This window comes from Chryseobacterium phosphatilyticum (genome assembly GCF_002899825.2).
GTDB classification, from domain to species: Bacteria; Bacteroidota; Bacteroidia; order Flavobacteriales; family Weeksellaceae; genus Chryseobacterium; species Chryseobacterium phosphatilyticum.
Window position 1 is genome coordinate 1 of sequence record NZ_PPED02000103.1, and the last position, 451, is coordinate 451.

The window sequence follows — 451 nt, forward strand, 5'->3', positions numbered from 1 at the left end:
GCACACCAACAATTGGTGGGTCTGGGCAGATTCGAACTGCCGACCTCACCCTTATCAGGGGTGCGCTCTAACCAACTGAGCTACAGACCCAATCGTCTAACCAGTGAATCAAGCAATTCGTGTGGGAGCTTATGAAGAAGCCGGGATCTTCGATTAAGGAGGTGATCCAGCCGCAGGTTCCCCTACGGCTACCTTGTTACGACTTCACCCCAGTCATGAATCACTCCGTGGTAACCGTCCCCCTTGCGGTTAGACTAGCTACTTCTGGAGCAACCCACTCCCATGGTGTGACGGGCGGTGTGTACAAGGCCCGGGAACGTATTCACCGTGACATTCTGATTCACGATTACTAGCGATTCCGACTTCACGCAGTCGAGTTGCAGACTGCGATCCGGACTACGATCGGTTTTATGGGATTAGCTCCACCTCGCGGCTTGGCAACCCTTTGTAC

Annotated in this window: 1 tRNA gene and 1 rRNA gene; both read right to left on the reverse strand. The window is 53.9% G+C overall.

The annotated features are described in order from the left end of the window. Window positions 1–13 precede the first annotated feature (13 nt). Window positions 14–90 (reverse strand) — tRNA-Ile (locus tag C1631_RS23665). Between the two features lie 64 nt (window positions 91–154). After that, window positions 155–451 (reverse strand): 16S ribosomal RNA (locus C1631_RS23670); the annotation flags it as partial.